This is a genomic window from Shewanella sp. CAL98-MNA-CIBAN-0140 (assembly GCF_040309905.1).
GTDB classification, from domain to species: Bacteria; Pseudomonadota; Gammaproteobacteria; order Enterobacterales; family Shewanellaceae; genus Shewanella; species Shewanella psychromarinicola.
The window spans coordinates 1-19,758 of sequence record NZ_JBEOPI010000055.1 but is presented as its reverse complement, the minus strand read 5'-3'; the positions used below and the strand labels follow the sequence as shown (position 1 = coordinate 19,758).

Here is a 19,758-nt window from a genome sequence, read left to right as displayed (position 1 = left end):
ATATATGACAGCAATCCTGTCCCTGTTATCGATGAGTTATACCTTGCAATACGGGAGGAGACCATATATGAGGTTAAACAGTAAACTATGAGCCAACCTACCTTTACCTTTTCAGATTTCATTGGCGGATTTTGGCGTATTGATGCTTGGAATATGTCACCACAGCAACGACTTGCCTTAATTGAACATTATCTTGAGCTTGGTGTAACCTGTATGGACCATGCCGATATATACGGCATATACCAATGTGAAACGCTGTTTGGTGAAGCTTTAACCCTAAAACCATCATTACGTCAGCAAATGCAGCTGATCAGTAAGTGCGGTATTAAGCCAGCGTTTGATGGTTATGATGGCCGTTATGTTAATCATTACGACACCAGTAAAGCGCATATCATTAAAAGTGTAGAAAATTCACTCACCGAGTTAACAACCGATCACTTAGATGTATTACTCATCCATCGCCCTGATCCATTGATGAATGCAGACGAGATTGCAGCAGCTTTTGAGCAATTGCATACGCAAGGTAAAGTCAGTCATTTTGGTGTGTCTAACTTTACCACCAGCCAATTTGATTTATTGCAATCACGCCTCAACGCTCCGTTGATTACCAATCAGGTAGAAATATCGCCTTTAACCATGCAAAGCTTGCATGATGGGGTACTTGATCAGTGTCAACAACACCGCATAACCCCAATGGCATGGTCTTGCTTGGGCGGTGGGGAGATCTTTTCAGCAAACACGCCTCAAGCACTTCGAATTCGCAATACTTTGCGCGATATTGCTCAGCAAGTTGGCGCACAAGACATTAGCCAAGTCATTTACGCCTGGGTTCGTATGCATCCGAGTCGCCCTGCCCCCATTATCGGCAGTGGCAATCTAGAACGTATAACCAGCGCGGTAAATTCAGCTAACATTCAGCTAGACCGCCAACAATGGTTTAGTATTTGGCAAGCGGCAATGGGCCACTCGGTACCTTAAGTCTGCCATAAAAAAAGCTCAGGAATTAACCTGAGCTTTTTTATCATCGTTATTTGATAACCACTTACGCTTAATCCCCTCTATTTGAGGTTTATCAGCTTATAAATAGGTGACTTTACCCTGCAAATGCGATCGACGACCTTTAACGTCACGCATTTCAAAACGTTTACCGTTCTCAATACTTTCAAATGCAAACGTTACATCCGACGGCATAAACACCGGCAATTTAAATTCAACATCAACCTGAAAAGGTCTCTCGCCAATAAAGGTCATTAACTGAGATAACGCACGCGCTTTAGACCACATACCATGGGCCAACACTCGCTCAAAACCAAAGCGTTTTGACAACAAAGGGTGTAAATGGATTAAGTTATAATCGCCAGAAGCTTTAGCATAACGACGACCTAAGTCATCAGTTAACCGCCATTGCTGTACGTTTTCCCATGCCATCTCAGAGACTTTTGGGGGGCGAGCGCGGCGCCCTGTCGACTCAATACGATATAAATAAGTTGATAATGCTTGCCATACCAACTCTTCACCGACAAACACCTTTGACGCCAGCTCAAACTCAAGTCCTGCATCGGTAGTGCGACTTGCAGTGAGCTCACACTGTACTGTCAATGTTTCATCGACTCGCACCGGGCGTAATATACGGATACTATTTTTTAAGTGGATCATTCCAAGTAACGGAAATGTAACTGCTTTATGGGTAAAGATCATCGCATGTAAACGAAATGCCCAGACATACAAATACGTTGGCGGCAACAGCACTCCATCGTATTCAAAACCACACACGGCAGCATATTGGCGAGTTTTATCTTGAGACAACACCACATTCTGTGCTTGCACATAAATATTGGGAAGCGGTTGTTGGTCCCATCCCGGTTTACGTCCAAACAGGATTTTGCGATACAAAGACAAAAGCGAAGGCATCGCTTTTAATTCGATAGTGTAGTCGTGACTCACAATGTTGTACCCTTAATTGGCAGCAAAAAGCATGTGCTGCAAAACGGTTAGTGGATCATTATACCTTAGAGTCTTGGTGTTGCTAAACCGCTAATTACTTAATTCATTTAAATCAGCGTGTCGTTAAGGCCTATATTGACTTAACTAACACACTATTTCCCGGCACTTTACTGGCCAAGCGGCATCACCATGAGCTAATTGTTTCAGCTAACTGTTTTGAGCTAATTATTTTGAGCTAATGGGGTTGAAATATTACCTCGCGACAACGACATTAGCATTGTAACAAGCTACAACGAGTGACCGTTGCACCTTGTTGTTTTAGTAAGTCAGGAATGGCTTGTTGACCGACAATATGTCCGGCGCCAACCACAATAAATAATTGCTTGTGGGTTTTATGTTGTAACAACTGGATGATTTTTTGCGTCATGGTGTGATTACGTTGCCACAGCAACTTTTCGAGTAATTCATCAGCATCGCCTGGTTGTGATTCCATAATAGTCGCCAGCGCACTGTCATCCCCTTGTCGCCAAGCATAAATTAAATCAAGCATTTCACCATCGCTAGCGTTAATCGAATCGTCGAGCATTTGCAACTGAGTCGCCGTTGAAAATGACGAAATTAATTCAAATTGAAACTGAATACTTTCTAGCTCAACCAAGGCTTTATCATGACGATTTGCCATAAAATAAGCGTCGACGCCTTGCTCTGGACTGTAACCTAACTGAGCAAAACGGCCCATACTAATTTGCGCCGACTGCAGCCAAGGTGCATACGGTGATAATGCCTGGCACAGGGTCTGATTACTTTGGCAAAAAACACTTCTGCTAGCATTAACATCTGCAGCAATATCGGCAGACAAACCGCCGTATTGCTGCAATAGCGCGCCGGTATCCCCTTGGCTGATGTCCGCTTCAACCACTAGCGCATCCGATTGCCTAAATGCTGACTCAATATGCTGCGCCAAAGGATAAAAATCTTGGCGGCCAATATGAATTGAGCCCAGTAAGTACGCTTGCTGTTGTTGATAGTCAATCTTATAAAATACCGGAGAATCCAACGCAGCTGCTGGTGCCGACATGAACCACAGCATAAGCGCGGCTAAAGCGTAGCAATCTCGCGGTAAGCGATGATAAATCAAACTGATATTGAAAATAAGCGGACTTTTGCTTGTTGCCGGCATAGCAGCTCCTTATAATTAACGTTATTCTTTGCACATGCACTATGAGGCAACTATGTCGTACACAAATGTTTTTCTACAGATAAAAGAAAACCTGCAAATAGCCTATAGACAAGCCATTGATTCAGATGCTCGGCTAGACGAGTTACGAAAGGCCGGTCACGGTAAGTTTGTGGCGATTTTCGCAGAAGATCAAGGTTTTACAGAAAATAGCAACCGCTTCTTACCCTATGTCCAAGAGTTGGTAGCAGAATTTGATGCCATGCAAAATAGCACTCATGTGGCACCAGAAACACTCGAAGCCTTTGTCAAAAAACTTGCAACCTTATTGCAAACGCTGCAAGTGTTTAAACTGTCCAAATAATCTTTATGCTCCTGCTGAGCCTCATGCAGGAGCAACCTTCCTTGTTTGACTTTTCTCGCCATGCTTTTACTAACATCATTGACGACAATCAATGGCCAAACTAATTGGCTATCAGCAATGTCTCATCAAACCACTAAAGATGAAATTCAAGCCTTAATAAAAAACAGGCAACACGTATGTTAACCCACCTTTGTCTGTATATTTGCCGTACTTAGTGCTCAATAGCCAAGGTTTATAGTTTTGGCGCAACACTCTTTTGTAACCAATCGGTAAACAAGGTGGTTTCATATTGAAAGGGGCTGTTATTGAAACGACGCGTGTTGTGCATAAAACTCATGTCGGTAATTTTTTCATCACCAGCGATAACGACGTTACCCTTCTCGGTAATGGTGTAGCTGAATGTTGCGCGTGGTGGATAAAGATCTTTTACTATACGCAAATCACCTGGTGCGGCGCCAAAAGTAGGCCGCATATCTCCTGCTAAATCAAAATCAGTCACTTTCATGTCAAGTTTCTGATCCGGCTTTAAGATTTTTTGCGCTTGTTTGTTGATATTTTTGGTTAAGGTTTCAAATAAACGGGTTTCGAATCGTGATTGGAGTTCATTTGAGGTTTTAATATCACGGAAATCTTTTGGGTTTTGCCATTCAATTTTAACCACACCCACTTCGGTAACCGGATTAGGTTCTGGCACGTCTTCTGCCATCGCAACTGGACACATCAATGCCGAAGCAAGCAGTAAGTATTTTACATTCATAATACACCTCCAAAGGACTTAAAATGCTTTCATTACAACTTATTTAAGCCGTGATCTTGATAGTTACACCCCGTTAGAACAACTTTTTGTCATGCTGCAATACGCATTTTGATGATTAACATAAATGTTAGCGATAAGTACTATCATCTTTATACATTAACTATAGCCCTCTCAAGCTGAACCAACACTTAATAGTCCCATAATTAGCGTTTCATGGAACTCATATGACTAAAAAGGAAACCGTGCACTCAGTAATGGATAGGTTTGGCGCATCACTTTAGGTTTGGTACTAAACTTTTTGCCTACAGGCGAGTTTTGTCCTGAAGGGACAAACGGTAATTCATGACCCGTGCGGTCTTCATAAATCTGCCCTGGGATTAGGTCATAATCTTCCACAAACGGATAGGCATAATGATCCACTAGAGGCCACTGTTCAAGCTCACCCAAACTATCAGGATTAACCAGTATTTTTTCATACCATTGTTGACCTAGTGATAATACAAAACACCTAAATTCAGCAAAGCCATAATCAGAATCGCAACCAGTAACAATGTATGCCGCGCCCCAGACTGACCATAAGTAACTACGACGTAACTGTTGGCCTAACATTTTATCGAATGATTTGAGCGCTTCATCGTCTAACGTTTGTAATTGTTGGCGTAAACGCAGCTCGAGTTCAGCAGAAGACTGCTCAGCATGATCACGGGTCACTAGCGCCCAAAAATGTGTTTCTGTCATCTAAATGTACCCATCACTCTATTTTGTGCGATATTCTACCTCAAATTGTCCCACTCGATGACTAATATGAACCAAAACACTGCCCCACGTATGCCAATTAGAGTCATGCTCCTCATCTCACTGTATGTTGTACTCACCCTTATTGCAATTTGGCGGGCGATAACCTTTCAAGCATTTGATTTATTAACACTGGGCGTGATCCCGATGTTAATCGGTATAGTGCAACGTGCGGCATGGACAAAGATATTGTTACTCAGCTATGTCAGCTTACAAACACTCGGGCTTGCCGCCATGACAACGACAGCGGTGATTGCCTATCAAATCACCCCTGATGACGTAAAACTTGTCTTTCAAGGTTATAACATTCCACTGATCCCTCTATGGTTATTACTGTTGAGCCTAGTGGTATTTCAATGGTGGGTAGGGCTGTCGAATGTGACTCGAGACTATCTTATTAAAAAGTAAATACAAACATAAATATAAGACGATATTACTCAGGTTTGATTGTCATCCTTAAAGTATTTTGAGGGTATAAATTACCCATAAATGCTACATTAGAATAATAATAAATATAATAATAAATATATTTTTGGAACGTAAAATATGACCAGTTTATCCCCGAGTGAGTTATCCATCCTATTACTTGAACCTTCAGAGACTCAACGCAAAATTATTATTACTCGTCTTCAGCAAGAGGGTGTGACCAGTATTCAAACTGCCGCAACGATTACCGAAGCCAAAGAGATTATCCAACGCCATAAACCCGACCTAATTGCTAGCGCGCTGCATTTTGTCGATGGTGAAGCAACTGAACTACTGCAGTACATCAACAGCACCCCAGCATTAAATGACATTCAATTTATGCTCGTTTCCAGTGAGTGTCGACGTGAACAACTCGACATATTTAGGCAGTCAGGCGTTGTCGCTATTTTGCCTAAGCCATTTAATGCCGAACATTTAGCGACGGCGCTTAATTCAACCATTGATTTACTTAGCCACGACGAGCTAGATTTAAGCCATTTTGATGTGCATAACATCAGGGTGTTAGTGGTCGACGATAGCCGTATGGCGCGCAATGTCATCAAACGCACCATAGGCAACTTAGGGATGCAACTGATCACCGAAGCGGTCGACGGTGAACAAGCCATCAGCCTAATGCAAGATAATATGTATGATTTAGTGATAACCGACTACAACATGCCCTCAGTAGACGGACTGGCATTAACCCAATATATCCGCAATCAAAGTCATCAATCACATATCCCGATCCTAATGGTATCGTCTGAAGCCAATGAAACTCACTTAAGTAATGTCTTTAGTGCAGGAGTTAACGCCTTATGTGATAAGCCTTTTGAACCAAAGTTAGTCAAGAAAATACTTTACCAACTACTGGATGAGTAACTGACAGCGTAAATAAAGCCATTATTTCAACATAATTTGCTTTAAAACTATTACAGATACTGAATTTATGGGATAAAGTGCTTTTAAACCAGCATAGCTTGTGGCATGTTAATAATGTTTTACAAAATCACTTCTATGGAAAGCAGAGAATATCAATATGAACAAAAGTGAATTAATTGCAAAAATTGCTGAAAATGCTGAGTTAACTAAAGCTGAAGCTGGCCGCGCTCTAAAATCTTTCGAACAAGCGGTTACTGAAGCGATGAAAAATGGTGACAAGATTTCTATTGTTGGTTTTGGCTCTTTTGAAACCACTCAACGTGCTGCTCGTACTGGCCGTAACCCACAAACGGGTAAAGAAATTCAAATTGCAGCCGCTACAGTACCTAAGTTTAAAGCTGGCAAAACCTTAAAAGACAGCGTTAATTAATTTTTACGTGTAGTACTTTTTTTGATAGAAGCCTCCTCAATGGAGGTTTTTTATTGCTCATTTCCCAAGGTTGATTATCTGCGAGAGCCTGAGCTACACACTATAAAAGATCCCATCCTTAACCCTATCGTATCGAGAAAAAAACGAACCTACACAACATAAGCAAATAGCTACACCTCAAGGTATTGTTGCACAAAAAAAGTGCAACCCTGCATCATTAAGCCGCAACAAAGATGCAACAAAATGATCCATAAATATATAAGTTTATGATTAATTTAAAAAAACAGAGTTGGCACGCGATTCGCTATTTAATCTTCAGATAAACCAACATTGAGTTCATTTAATAAAAATAAATGCCTCTGTGATAATAAAACGTTAAGGGATGAAGATGAAAAAATCACTATATCAAGCAATTGCATTATCAACTGGCTTATTACTAAGCGGCTCTGCCCTTGCTGAAGTCACTGGCAATATTGGCGCAACATCAAACTATTTATGGCGTGGCACCACGCAAACCAATAATGAAGCAGCCATTCAAGGTGGCATTGACTATGCTCATGACTCTGGATTTTATGCTGGTACTTGGGCATCTAATGTCGATTTCGGTGATGAAACCAGCTACGAGTTAGATCTTTACGGCGGTTATGGTGGTAACTTTACTGAAGACCTAACTTACGACATCAGCTACCTTTATTATGCCTATCCAGATGCCGGTGGCAGCATTGACTTTGGTGAAGTCTCTCTGGTATTAGGTTGGAAATGGTTAGATGTCGGCTATTCTCAAGTGATCAATGCTGATAATGGTGTGTCAGGTGCAGATGACGAAACTGACTGGAACTATATTCAAGCCAATGCCAGTTTTCCGTTAACAGAAAAACTCAGCGTCGCATTCCACTACGGTTATTCACAAGGCGATGTGGTTGAAGATTTATTCGGTGACACTTATGCAGATTACAACGTCACATTAAGTGCTGAAACCGATATCGGTACAGTATCGTTTATGGCGTCTGACACTGACTTACCAGACAATGATGCAAAAGTAGTTCTAGGCTACTCGTACGGGTTTACGCTATAACGAGTAACACTCTCCCACACTCACTTTTTTGCGTATATCGACGCCACCTACTTGAAAGGTGGCGTTTTTTTATCTGTATTGATCTGGAGTCATTATCTCAGGACATCACAACATCACATCACAACATCACATCACAACATCAAAAATATTTAGCGATAAATACACTGCACCTACAAGGTTATATATTTTACTAGCAAGAAATACATTTACTGCTAAGCTCAGAGAGAAAGGTAAAAATAGCTGTCCAATTGAGGAAAAATATTTTACTTCCCTATTTACGTTTTTTTAGTTAGAAAATGCTCATTGAATTAATACCACGCTTTTATTCAACCTGAGGTTTTTGTTATGGCTAATCTTACTGAAAGAGTGCCTGATGACACAGAGATGGACGCGATGACAACGCCTAGAAACGTTAAATCCGCTGAAGCATTACAACATAAACGCCAAGTAAAACGAAGATTAGAAGATTTCCTCGAACAAGCTCAATTACGTAAAGCAATTGGCGATGACGACTTCTTCTAAAAAATAGGGATAAACGCTCGTATCGTTTATCCCTGTCTATTTAAATGAGTAACTAAGTCAGTGAGTAGCAATCTTAATGCACTCGTAAGACCTTATTCATTATTAGCCTGTATCCTGCGCGTATGTTTACCAACTTGTGTTTGCGTGAGCAACAACTCAGCTTTTGCGCCTAAATACACATATATACCCAAGCCCACCAATAATCCCACCACCGCCAACATCATTAAAATTGCCGGCTCAATATATTGTTGTTCTCCCAGAGACGCTTTAAACATGGTCAATAAGGCTTCAATTGAAATCGCAATCAGAATGGTTGAAATAAATCGAGTAATCGTTCTTCGGGTGGAGCTGTGGCGGAAGATATCTTTATGCATCAGCACCTCTTCTTCTAAAATGGTTTTACCCAAATCAAAAATCGCTAATGCCAACGTAAGAAAAATGATAATACCAAAAGGCTCTAGCGGGTCATGAGTTGCAGATATTTGACTAAATAACGTGTAAATATCACGGATCACTGTCCACATGAGTACACTAACCAATACAAAAAGGCACAGTACAATCGCAGTATAAATACTTTTAAAAAAGGGCGAAATTTTGCGCCTAGCGCTGTCACCCATCATAAACTCGATCAATCGTGTTAAGTTAACATCAATAACCACAATAACCACTTGCCCAGAGGTCGATTTAATCATTTGCGATGCCGACAAACACAATCCCGCACCGGAATTAGATAAATAGGGCCGGGTAATATGGACTGTGTCGATGGCAGCTAATTGAGTAAAATAAGGTCGCTGACTTCGATCAGCATGATGACCGCAGGTCATTAACTTAACTTGCTGATTAATGACGCTGATATTAGGACACATTTGTATCCCTTTTTTATCAAGTAAATAGATAAGATCCACGAAGGGATAGCTTATTGCCATATCTTCAAAAATTTTAGCCGATATGGGTTGTTCGAATAAATTAATATCTCCCACACCGATCAAAATAGACTCTAATAATTCGTGTACCAAATTTTCATATTCATGATAACGCTCAATCACACTTAAATAGCTCATCGCTGCCATAAATATTCCTTTTAATTATGATTACTTTAGACAAAGCAGTTTTAATGCCATAAATAATAAACTATTATTTTCAGACACTTAAAAAAACTATCAGCGAGAAAAGGCGAAATACAGTGATAAATTGCACTAAAACAGTGCTGAATATGCTGTCTTTTATCATTGCCGTTTTGTGATCAACATCTGCTAATATGGGTGCTAATACTGCTTACAACCTTATCTAGATTAGGAAAAGACAATGTCTGACTCTTTATTGCGTTATCAACAAGATATTCGTCGTTTTTCTGATGAATTGATTCGCATCCAAGCACCCATTAAAATTTTAGACTCGATAAAATGGCCAAGACAAATTGAAGATGATTTTTTAGCGAAACAAAGTAAAACGTTGCCCAATGTCAGCAATGATTTCTATCAGTCTATTCCTCTGGCATTTAATGCAGATCAAACCCAAACCGACCTGCAAGGCTTAAAAAGTGCCGTTGAGCGTGGTTTAGGTAAACGCGATAAATTAGCTAAAATTCTACTGGCAAACATTGATCAATATCGGATCGTGATAGACATGCTCCACAATCGTGGAAACCCCATGTTTGGTAAACTTAGCCAAGAGCTATACGGCAGTGCGAGCCACAAGTTACATGGCGATCGTCACACTTTACGCCAACTTGGCGATCGCTTAAGCCATATCTTTTCGTTGCCAGCCGCGCGCCACATGAGTAGCCGTCATCCTAAGATTGTTACCGCCCCAGAAGCGGTAAATGTATTGAGCGAACGCTTAGTAAAGTATTTTCACGACGACGAGATTCACGTTCAATTGAGTGATGGTATTGTGTCTGATGCGTCGGTGGGTGGCGATACCGTAAAGCTGAACACTCGCGCCATGTTTAGTGAGTCGGATCTTAATGTATATGAGGTACATGAAGGCTGGGTTCATGTGGGCACCACACTTAACGGTCGCGCTCAACCCCATGCAACTTGGCTCAGTGTCGGCTCGCCACGTGTGACAGCGTCGCAAGAAGGTTTAGCAGTATTAATGGAGATGCTAACGCTTAGCTCAAATCCTGGACGTGCTCGGCGTATCAGTGACCGCGTATCCGCCGTCGACATGGCTGAACAAGGAGCTGACTTTATTGAGGTCTATCGCTACTTTAGAAACCTTAATCTAAGCTCAAAAGACAGCTATCGGGTTACTCAACGGGTGTTTCGTGGTGGCATGGTCAGCGGCGGTAGTTTTTTCACCAAAGATATTTCTTATGTGCGCGGTTATGTTGAAAACATTAACTTTATTCGAAGTGCGATTAGCACCGGATTACCTGAGTTAATCCCAATGCTATTTTTAGGTAAACTCGCCATCGAAGATATTCCGGTACTGTATCAGGCCTACCAAGAAGGCATTATTGCTCAACCGAAATATTTACCGCGTATGTTTGCAGATATTAGTGGCCTTTATGCTTGGTTTGGTTTTTCCTCGGGTATTGGCAACATCGATTTAAAAGGGGTCCAGCGTCATTTTGCCCGCCAATTCAAAAATGTTACGCCAACCTCCGCGGTCGACTTATTTGAAGATTCAGAGTTTGACAACAACTTCGAATAAACCACACTGGAAATCTAACAGGCTAAATGTGACATAGTCGCACTTAGCCTGTTAAACAAAGAGCACTTAGTAAAGGTTGAACTAACGCCTATTGCATGGCTGTAATAAACGTTAAAAACTCATCGCGCTAAAAACCACGGTCGATGACATACGCCTCGCCGTTACACTCTAAATAAACAGCACAAGATGGGTAATTAACTTTGCCGCATTGCTTCAACACAATGGCATTACCGCCTCGTTGGGTCACTTGTAATTTGAGTGACTTAATCATTGAAGACGTACTTGGGAGATCATCTAACTTCTCAGGATTCGATGAAATTTCACAATATGAAGTGGTCACATCGCCAAGAAACTGCGCTTTGAACCTGGATATTTCTGTAGAGGTATAGGTATCAACCCCTGCTATCGTAGCGTTGCCTAAAGCAAGTGTACCCGCATTGGTTCGCAGTGACAGGTTAGAGCAACCCGACACTAGCACCGCGATCAACATTGCAGCACTTGATACCGTAAAAACAATCTGCCTCATAAAAATCCTTTTTAAAAAGCATACTCATCAATGTGCTGATGAACATGCTCATAGTCACTATTGTTAAACTAGATTAACGAACTAGATAGCGCAGCTATTTTGCCGAACTATTTTCAACATCTAGGCTTTGGCTTTTAATCCACGTTGCTTAATAAAATACTCACGGGTTAAGCCAAACACGACCGGGCTTAATAACACTAGCGCAATTAAGTTGGGGATCGCCATCATCGCATTCAATGTATCGGCTAGTAGCCAAATAAACTCTAATGAGCTGACGGCGCCTAATGGCACAACTAAGGTCCAAAGAAGACGAAATGGTTTTATCGCTTTATCACCTAAAAGGTACTGAACACACTTTTCGCTGTAAAAACTCCACCCTAGAATAGTGGTAAAAGCAAACACAGCCAATGCGATTGCCACAATGTAATTACCCATGGGCAATGCATGAGAAAAAGCAAGTGAAGTCAATGCCGCGCCGTTTTCACCAGAGGTCCACGCACCAGAGACTATAATTGCCAAACCGGTAATTGAACACACAATAAGCGTGTCAATAAAGGTGCCTAACATCGCCACTAAGCCTTGCTTTACTGGGTTATTGGTTTGTGCAGCGGCATGAGCAATTGGCGCACTACCCAAGCCTGCCTCATTTGAAAACACGCCTCGAGCCACACCAAAACGGATCGCAGCCCACACAGCCGCCCCCGCAAAACCACCTTGAGCCGCGACTGGATTAAACGCACTGTGTATAATTAATAAAAATGCCGCCGGTACTTGATCAGCATTCACAATCAATACCGCTAAACCCGCGGTGATATAAAACACTGTCATCAAGGGCACCAGCTTACCGGCCACTTCAGCAATGCGCTTAATACCGCCCATTAACACCGCACCAACCAGCACCATCAACACCACGCCTGTGACCCAATTAGGTACGCCAAAGTTGCTGCTCATGGCATCGGCAACAGAGTTAGCTTGTACGGTATTACCAATACCAAAACCAGCAATAGATCCAAAAATGGCAAATGCAGTACCTAACCAAGCCCACTTACTGCCTAAGCCATTTTTAATGTAGTACATCGGACCGCCAACGTGGTTACCATTAGCGTCTGTCTCACGAAATTTCACCGCCAGTACCGCTTCCGAAAACTTGGTCGCCATCCCGACAAGCGCTGTACACCACATCCAAAATAATGCCCCTGGACCACCAATAAAAATGGCCGTGGCCACACCGGCAATATTACCGGTTCCGATGGTCGCAGATAAAGACGTCATTAACGCGTTAAACGGGCTAACATCCCCTTTTTCAGTTTCATCAGTGACCTGACGACCCGACCATAATAATTTAAAGCCTCGGTTTAGCTTCAAAATAGGCATAAACTTTAGCCCAATCGACAAAAACAACCCGACGCCTAAAATCATAACCAGCATGGGAACACCCCATACGATACTATTAATCATACTGACAAATTGTGTAACTGCTTCCATGTAAAAACCTCTTATTGAGTAACGACTTATGTCGAAAGTTGTCATTATTATTGTTTTTTAAACGGCTCAATTGCGTTGGAATATAATAACCTTTAGATGACCCCTATATTAGTTAACCATAGCAACTGTGCATGCACAGGTAGTAATCATCGTTAACTTAACAACGCTGTAGCGACATCTGGCTATGATCAACATAAATAGTTTATTGTTCTAGAACGACGTTTAACGTATCCAGACCTTGCTTTACATCAGCACTTATCAAGGTGTCAACGTCGACAAATAAAAACATTACCTTTGTTGAATAAGCACAATGACCACTAAAACCCCAATTAACTTTTGTTTGATTAGTGTTAACGGCTTCGGTGGTCATATAAGCAGGTTTAGTCGCTTCAAAGGGTGAAAAAAACCGTCATTCAAAGTCGATACGTTTACCTTCATCTATGGCGATAATTTGTTGCTCGCCCAAACCTACATTGGGATTTTCACTTGCCTAGGCTGATACAAAAACCACTGTCGCATCCGTACCACGATAGCTTTTCACCATATCGAGATCCTTTTGCGCCTACTTGCTAACGTTATCTTGGTTTTTTAGATAGTTAACATAATCAAAAACCTCAGCAATCGGCCTATCTATGGTAAGAGTGCGGGTGACTAAATAATCTTTTTGAATAAATAGCGCGACAACAAAAGGTATCGCAATAATAGCCGCGGCGATAACGAGCGTTTTTCTCAGCATTAATATCCACTGGTGTACATAAGATATAGGTCAGTCTTTAAGGCTTCGCCAAAAACTAATAATCTCAGTATACCGACTAACAGCAGGCTAACAACAAAAATTAACACCGATTTAACAGTACTATATCATTAAACAAGCCGCTTAAGTTCCTGCAACGAGTAATACTAAAAGTGCGATTGTATTGGCTAAGAAGCGTCTTAAATGATCCGCGCCAGCCACCACTATATCCACTGATCATTTAACCCAGTAAGATCGCTTTTAACCTCGCCCGTATTGACCACACCTTGAGGTTCAATAATCATGATTTTACATTCATCATTCGCCATAGGTTTATGCTCAACACCTTTGGGAACAACCACCATCTCACCTGCCTGAAGCGTAATATCCTTGTCACGAAAAGCAATATGCAAGGTCCCCTCAATCACTATAAATACTTCGTCAGTATCAAGATGTTTATGCCAAACAAACTCACCCGCCACCTTGACTAATTTAAATTGATAATCATTCAATTGTGCAATAACACGTGGCGACCAATGTTGGCTAAACTGGTTAAACTTATCGTTGAAGTTGATGACTTTTGCTTGCATAGCGGCTTCCCCTAATGAGTTATGATTCTGGTTCTGGCGATTGCGATGGCAAGTAAGTTTCGACGGGATCGATATTGAATTGTTGCACCAGCTTAGCCATACATGACTGACAAATACATTGGTTATCCGCTAAAGTAGGCAAAGTGGATGTTGCTTTATACTGCGCAATGACAGATGGCACATGCTGCGCTTGCTTAGCACACCAACAAGCATTGATGTCTAATCCTTGCTCCATCGCACAGCCATTGGTTTGCTGGCATAATGGACAAGTCTGCGCTGTGGGTATTAGTAATGTCATCGCCCTGCCTATGATGGTGAGAATAAATGAGTAGGTAGAGTGACTATAATGACATTTAGCATCATTATGCTCAATAAGCGCTATGGGCATGACATTAGAGTAAATAAATTGAATACCTACAAAAATACCCACCAAGCGTTAACTCAATGGGCATCATTTACAGCGATTCATTGTTTGTAAATCAAAGTTTATATAAATCAAAGCTTATATAAATTAAAGCCTATATAGCTCAAAGCTTACGAACAACTAATATCAAGGTGTAAGACTCTTTTTAAGCGGAAAAACAGGATACGACTCAGTCCCCAAAACAGGCTTACCTGCAACGGATTGACCGTAAAACCCCTGATGCTTATGGTAAGTAGCTTGCGTTTTGCTCACATCGCCGTCAAAACGAGGATCTTGTGGCCGATCAAACGAATTAACATAGGCGGCTACATCCCAAGCTTGCTGAACAGTGAGTTGCACACTTTTACCCAAAGGCATATTTTCATAAATAAAATCAGCAGCGGTATTGACCCTATGCATGCCGGCCCCCCAATTAAAACTTTGAGGGCCCCATAATGGTGGTAATGCTGCAACACCTGCAATTATTTGTCCTTGGCCATCGCCACCATGACATGCTTGGCAATGTGCTTGATATACTGCCACGCCGCGTTCTGGAGAATAAGCTAATTCTGGTTGAGGTGCTTTAGGAAAACCACGCCCAGGTAGCTGGCTTAACGCTGTGATATCTAGATGTTTAGTGATGGAGGCTGGCATAGGAAAATCATCCCGCTTAGCGCCTTTAACCAGCTCAGCATCAGACAATTCAGGCACAGGGCCACTGAGGTTATATTGTTGCATTAATCCACTCATACCGAGCCAGTACGAATAAGCAGATATTGCCACTAATTCGGGCGAACCAGATGCTGGCGCTTTACCATTCATCGAGTAAGTAAAACAGCCTTGAATACGTTCTTGAAAACTGTTTACCTTATCATTTTTCTTACGATAAGCAGGATACGCAAAATAGGCCGCCCATAATGGCGATGAATTAGCTTGTTGCCCTGCATTCATATGACAATTAACACAATTAAGTTGATTGCCAACGTACTTATCGCGCAGTTGCTGAGTATTAACAAACAATTGGTAACCCAGTCGAACTTTGTCACCAAAATCACCTGCAGGAATATCAGTTAATGGCGCAGGTTGTAGATAGATATCAGCCGATTTTTTGTCTACCGATGGCAAGGCAGTTTGACGATCGGGCAATGTGGTTGTGGCCTCAGTAGCTTTTACTGTCAGCTTGGGCGCAGGATCGGTAGACAGCTCATTGGCCTGTAAAGGCACACTAAACAGGACACCAACGGTCATTAGCAATAATAATTTCATAGCCATGTCCTTATTTTAAATTGGCAAAATATTGAGATAAACCATCAATTTCGGCTGCGGTTAATTTCAAGGCAATATTGCCCATCATATTGTCTACATCGCCACTGCGAGTGCCATCTTGCCAGGCTAATAGCTGGGTTTTAAGGTAACTGGCTTGCTGACCGGCTAAGCGAGGGAATTGCCCGCCACCCACTCCCGATGGACCATGACAACTGGTACAAGCCGGAATAGTCCGCGACCAATCACCTTGAAAGGCTATTGCTTCAAAAGGATCGCTAATGGCCACCTTATCACCACGAAATTGCAGCTGGATCTCATCCACTGGCTGGTGACTAAAATAATCTGCTACCACGGCGATATTGTCGCCCTGCACCGTCGCAGCCATGGCTAACATGATCGGATTTTGACGTTTATTTGCGTGGAATAACTTCAGTTGATTGCTAATATATTCAGCCGACAACCCCGCTAAACGAGGGCCGATAATATCGATGCCTTGACCTTGAGCGCCATGGCAGGATGCACACAACTGCGCGACTGCCGGAATAGCTTGTTGTGGGGAAGATGTTTCTGCGGCTTGAGCTTGCATAACATTAACCATCGTTATGCCAGCCAACACACTGAGCACGTAAAAGGATGTTTTCATCATCACACCTCTTTAGTCATTAATTATTGTCATACCACCATAGGCCAAAAAAATTGAAAAAAGAATACGGCAAACGTCTAATATTTAAACAAAAAACCGTTAATATTAAACAAAAAACCCGCTAATGAGACCATTAACGGGGGGTAATTTGAGTAAACGCTACACTCTGTTACTTCGGACGCACACCCAAGGTATGGCAAATAGCATAAGTTAACTCAGCGCGGTTTAGGGTGTAAAAATGAAAATCTTTAACCCCTTCACGAGACAACACTTTCACCATATCAATCGCAACATTAGCCCCGACAAGCTGACGCGTTGCAGCATCGTCATCGAGGCCTTCAAACTGGCGGTGTAACCAATGCGGAATGGCCACGTTAGTCATATCAGCAAAACGCTTGGTCTGCTTAAAGTTAGTCACAGGTAATATCCCCGGGATAATCTCCACATCAATGCCAGCCGTGACGCAGCGATCGCGAAAACGCAAATAAGATTCAACATCGAAGAAAAACTGGGTAATCGCACGGTTGGCGCCAGCATCAATTTTCTTTTTTAAGTGGATTAAATCAGCTTGAGCATTACGCGCATCGGGATGCACTTCTGGATAAGCAGCAACCGAAATATCAAAGTCTGCAACAGAGCGTAATAAGCGCACTAAATCATTAGCAAAACGCGTTGGTTTTGGACTGCCATCAGGTAAGTCCCCCCGCAAGGCAACAATATCTTTAATGCCAGATTTCCAATAATGTTTCGCCAATTCAACTAACTCTTCATCACTGGCATCAACCAAAGTTAAATGCGGCGCGGCAACTAAGTTGGTTTCTTTCTGGATACGCTCAATCACGCTATGAGTTCGGTCGCGGACGCCTGAATTGGCACCATAAGTTACTGACACAAATTTAGGGTTTAACGGTTCTAAGCGACGAATAGAGTTCCACAAGATCTCTTCCATCGCTGGCGTTGAAGGCGGAAAAAACTCAAAAGACACATTAATATCATTTAGCTCAGACAAGCTCTGGTTTAACGATTGGGCATGTTGTGCATGATGAAAAGCCATAATGTGTTCCTTCAACTTCTGTAAAACTTCGGAGTCTATACCAATCAGCAAACTTACATTATTTAGCCGTTTGGACGTCTGTATGTCCATATACTAGTTTAACTGTATTCTAAGTCAAGCTAAAAAACCATCAATGCGGTCAATTTAAGTCTACGCCTAAATTGCAGGCAATACAGATAGCGCTAACTAAGTGGGTTACGCAGACATCGGTGTGTGTCGGCAAGTCTTTATGACACCATGAAGAACTACCATGGGACTAATACCATGGGACTAATACTAAGGGACTAATACTAAGGGGCTAACATCAAGGAAGTTTCGTATGCGATTGATGAGAAGCTAAGCATTACCTTGATCAAGCTTTACCACTTGTTTGATGGGTTAACATGAACTGAGTTTGTAAGTTGACAATGAACCAACGCAGCCGAGAAAATTTATCGTCAGGCATAAAAAAGCCACCCTTTAGGTAGCTTTTAAGCAGTGCGGATAACCTTAAGAAATTACTCGTAATCAGTGGAGTAAGTTTCTTCATAGGTGTGCGAGTAAAGTTCAAACAAGTTGCCAAACGGGTCTTCTAAGTACACCATTTGGGTTAGATTGTTGTCGTCTTCTGGGTGGTAGCGCGTGATATCCATACGTGCTTTACCGCCATATTGCACAGTACGTGCAATTGCACCTTCAAAGTCATCTGTTTGCAAACAAAAGTGGAAGATACCAATACGGGTGAAATCAACTTCATGACGTTCTTGACGATCTTTCATTTCAAACATCTCAACACCAATACCGTCAGTCGTGACTAAGTGTGCAATGTTAAAGCCTTTAAAGCCTTCACCAAAAACGGCCACACACATTCTGCCAATCGCAGTTTCACGTTCTTCTTGAACCTTAGTGTTACCCATTACCACTTTTAGACCCAGCGCTTTAGTGTAAAACTCAACCGCTTTATCCATGTCGCCAACCATCAAACCTACGTGATTCATTTTCATAACTTACTCCTAAAAAACTATTTATTAATTCGTCATTTGTTTCGATGGAGTAATCTTACGGCGAACGAGGCATAAATAAAAATTATCAAATATTATTAAATTAATAATTTTAACTTATGATTTTAATTTATGATTTTTTGGTTAGTTGAAAAAATAGAAGTTAATCAAGCAATGGCTCAGCCTGAGACAATTAGACAAGTCCAGCACAGCAATAAAGCTTGAGATCAATCAGGTAGAAATGCAGTAACGGGTTTTATAAATGGCTGGTAAGTGCAGAGGCAGTGCAGGGAGTTTGATGAACCTAACTAATTGTCAGCAGGCATATTTACTTGGTCAAATAAGCTAATGTTGTCTCTTGATTGGTGAGAGGCTCATATGCTTTAGGGAGATTAATGGCTCTGTCTTTCTATTTCTAGTTCAATTTCTAGTTCTATTAATAGTGCTGTATGTGCATCATTTGCTGCGTATCTTTTCTGATGATCGTGTAGAGGAAATATTGACCAATTTGATTGTTGTGCACTCTTCGATAGCCGTTGATTAAAAAACATTGCAACTGCAACTCTAGCGCCAACGCGTTGTTTCACATGCGCAAAACGCATCACTTTTGAAGATAGTTCTTCTGTATTTACTAATTTAATTCCAAATTTTCTAAAAAGAATTTTTTTATCTTCTTTCAATCCAAAACCTACCTTCCTTATTGTTGGATCAGATAATATTTCTGAGATTGCAGTAAAATTTTCATAAAATTTTGTAGGAAATAAGAATACTTTAGATTTTGTGGCTAGCTGAATTAGATGAGGTCCATCACTTACCTCACCTTTTATAAAACAAGGTTTGCTCTCTGTATCAAACCCTAAACAAGAGTGTGATCTCAACTCCGCTATTGCACTTATCGAGTCTGCTTTGTTTGTGACAACGATTATATTCTCTAGACTAGGGGCTGTTGATCTTTCACATTGGCAGCCAAATTATAGAGCAAGCTAGAGCCAGCAGGCTTTCAAAATTAATT

General features: G+C 41.5%; 23 protein-coding genes. 8 read left to right on the top strand and 15 right to left on the bottom strand.

All coding sequences use genetic code 11. From position 1 onward, the window contains the following. The first annotated feature begins 87 nt into the window (after positions 1-87). Positions 88-978, top strand: coding sequence for an aldo/keto reductase (locus AAEY93_RS19385; protein WP_124012547.1), 891 nt, complete (start codon positions 88-90; stop codon positions 976-978). Between the two features lie 99 nt (positions 979-1,077). Here the strand turns inward: AAEY93_RS19385 and AAEY93_RS19380 are convergent, their stop codons facing one another. Together AAEY93_RS19380 and AAEY93_RS19375 are read right to left on the bottom strand one after the other, a co-directional pair. Further along, complete coding sequence (locus AAEY93_RS19380) at positions 1,078-1,911, bottom strand: MaoC family dehydratase (protein WP_198554835.1); 834 nt, start codon at positions 1,909-1,911, stop codon at positions 1,078-1,080. Positions 1,912-2,215: 304 nt separating this feature from the next. Further along, a complete protein-coding gene (locus tag AAEY93_RS19375) occupies positions 2,216-3,124 on the bottom strand; it encodes a TraB/GumN family protein (RefSeq protein WP_124012548.1) in 909 nt (302 codons plus the stop codon). Positions 3,125-3,176: 52 nt separating this feature from the next. Here AAEY93_RS19375 and AAEY93_RS19370 point away from each other — a divergent pair, with 52 nt between their 5' ends. Then, complete coding sequence (locus tag AAEY93_RS19370) at positions 3,177-3,485, top strand: prephenate dehydrogenase (RefSeq protein ID WP_351079189.1); 309 nt, start codon at positions 3,177-3,179, stop codon at positions 3,483-3,485. Positions 3,486-3,717: 232 nt separating this feature from the next. Here AAEY93_RS19370 and AAEY93_RS19365 read toward each other — a convergent pair whose 3' ends face one another. Further along, the gene (locus AAEY93_RS19365; RefSeq protein ID WP_351079186.1) at positions 3,718-4,242 is read right to left on the bottom strand and encodes a DUF3016 domain-containing protein; all 525 of its coding nucleotides are present in this window, start codon (positions 4,240-4,242) and stop codon (positions 3,718-3,720) included. Positions 4,243-4,470: 228 nt separating this feature from the next. Further along, positions 4,471-4,980: a DUF4240 domain-containing protein gene (locus AAEY93_RS19360; protein ID WP_124012550.1), complete on the bottom strand. Its 510-nt coding sequence runs from the start codon at positions 4,978-4,980 to the stop codon at positions 4,471-4,473. A gap of 66 nt (positions 4,981-5,046) precedes the next feature. Here AAEY93_RS19360 and AAEY93_RS19355 point away from each other — a divergent pair, with 66 nt between their 5' ends. The 5 genes from AAEY93_RS19355 to AAEY93_RS19335 all read left to right on the top strand — a co-directional run bounded on the left by AAEY93_RS19355 (position 5,047) and on the right by AAEY93_RS19335 (position 8,408). Then, positions 5,047-5,445: a hypothetical protein gene (locus AAEY93_RS19355; RefSeq protein ID WP_232772135.1), complete on the top strand. Its 399-nt coding sequence runs from the start codon at positions 5,047-5,049 to the stop codon at positions 5,443-5,445. A gap of 138 nt (positions 5,446-5,583) precedes the next feature. Then, entirely contained in the window at positions 5,584-6,381 is a 798-nt protein-coding gene (locus tag AAEY93_RS19350) for a response regulator (RefSeq protein ID WP_101033992.1), read from the top strand. Positions 6,382-6,538: 157 nt separating this feature from the next. After that, entirely contained in the window at positions 6,539-6,811 is a 273-nt protein-coding gene (locus AAEY93_RS19345) for an HU family DNA-binding protein (RefSeq protein ID WP_101033991.1), read from the top strand. A 388-nt stretch (positions 6,812-7,199) separates the two neighbouring features. Further along, the gene (locus AAEY93_RS19340; RefSeq protein WP_101033990.1) at positions 7,200-7,886 is read left to right on the top strand and encodes a TorF family putative porin; all 687 of its coding nucleotides are present in this window, start codon (positions 7,200-7,202) and stop codon (positions 7,884-7,886) included. A gap of 345 nt (positions 7,887-8,231) precedes the next feature. Next, positions 8,232-8,408 (top strand): PA3496 family putative envelope integrity protein, encoded by a 177-nt coding sequence (locus AAEY93_RS19335; RefSeq protein ID WP_164839435.1) that lies wholly within the window; start codon positions 8,232-8,234, stop codon positions 8,406-8,408. A gap of 92 nt (positions 8,409-8,500) precedes the next feature. Here the strand turns inward: AAEY93_RS19335 and AAEY93_RS19330 are convergent, their stop codons facing one another. Further along, positions 8,501-9,478 (bottom strand): PDC sensor domain-containing protein, encoded by a 978-nt coding sequence (locus AAEY93_RS19330; RefSeq protein ID WP_351079180.1) that lies wholly within the window; start codon positions 9,476-9,478, stop codon positions 8,501-8,503. Positions 9,479-9,713: 235 nt separating this feature from the next. Between AAEY93_RS19330 and AAEY93_RS19325 the strand changes: the two genes are divergently transcribed. Next, entirely contained in the window at positions 9,714-11,066 is a 1,353-nt protein-coding gene (locus AAEY93_RS19325) for a flavohemoglobin expression-modulating QEGLA motif protein (protein ID WP_101033988.1), read from the top strand. A 127-nt stretch (positions 11,067-11,193) separates the two neighbouring features. On the opposite strand, the gene AAEY93_RS19320 is transcribed toward AAEY93_RS19325, so the two are convergent. From AAEY93_RS19320 to AAEY93_RS19275, 10 genes are all read right to left on the bottom strand, one after another. Continuing rightward, positions 11,194-11,592 (bottom strand): hypothetical protein, encoded by a 399-nt coding sequence (locus AAEY93_RS19320; protein ID WP_351079178.1) that lies wholly within the window; start codon positions 11,590-11,592, stop codon positions 11,194-11,196. A gap of 120 nt (positions 11,593-11,712) precedes the next feature. After that, positions 11,713-13,077: an alanine/glycine:cation symporter family protein gene (locus AAEY93_RS19315; protein WP_101033986.1), complete on the bottom strand. Its 1,365-nt coding sequence runs from the start codon at positions 13,075-13,077 to the stop codon at positions 11,713-11,715. Between the two features lie 562 nt (positions 13,078-13,639). Continuing rightward, positions 13,640-13,813: a hypothetical protein gene (locus AAEY93_RS19310; RefSeq protein WP_233768616.1), complete on the bottom strand. Its 174-nt coding sequence runs from the start codon at positions 13,811-13,813 to the stop codon at positions 13,640-13,642. A 221-nt stretch (positions 13,814-14,034) separates the two neighbouring features. Next, positions 14,035-14,400 carry a cupin domain-containing protein gene (locus AAEY93_RS19305; RefSeq protein WP_351079173.1) on the bottom strand — a complete coding sequence of 122 codons (366 nt, stop codon included), beginning with the start codon at positions 14,398-14,400 and terminating at the stop codon, positions 14,035-14,037. A 19-nt stretch (positions 14,401-14,419) separates the two neighbouring features. After that, a complete protein-coding gene (locus AAEY93_RS19300) occupies positions 14,420-14,698 on the bottom strand; it encodes a cysteine-rich CWC family protein (protein WP_206191828.1) in 279 nt (92 codons plus the stop codon). A gap of 252 nt (positions 14,699-14,950) precedes the next feature. Continuing rightward, positions 14,951-16,069 carry a c-type cytochrome gene (locus AAEY93_RS19295; protein WP_124012556.1) on the bottom strand — a complete coding sequence of 373 codons (1,119 nt, stop codon included), beginning with the start codon at positions 16,067-16,069 and terminating at the stop codon, positions 14,951-14,953. A gap of 10 nt (positions 16,070-16,079) precedes the next feature. Beyond that, entirely contained in the window at positions 16,080-16,667 is a 588-nt protein-coding gene (locus AAEY93_RS19290; RefSeq protein WP_164839541.1) for a c-type cytochrome, read from the bottom strand. Between the two features lie 214 nt (positions 16,668-16,881). Next, positions 16,882-17,766, bottom strand: a complete 885-nt coding sequence (gene metF, locus AAEY93_RS19285) for a methylenetetrahydrofolate reductase (protein ID WP_101033982.1) — start codon at positions 17,764-17,766, stop codon at positions 16,882-16,884. Between the two features lie 497 nt (positions 17,767-18,263). Then, entirely contained in the window at positions 18,264-18,749 is a 486-nt protein-coding gene (locus tag AAEY93_RS19280; RefSeq protein ID WP_101033981.1) for a VOC family protein, read from the bottom strand. A 389-nt stretch (positions 18,750-19,138) separates the two neighbouring features. Then, entirely contained in the window at positions 19,139-19,669 is a 531-nt protein-coding gene (locus AAEY93_RS19275) for a 3'-5' exonuclease (protein ID WP_351079193.1), read from the bottom strand. Positions 19,670-19,758: the final 89 nt, after the last annotated feature.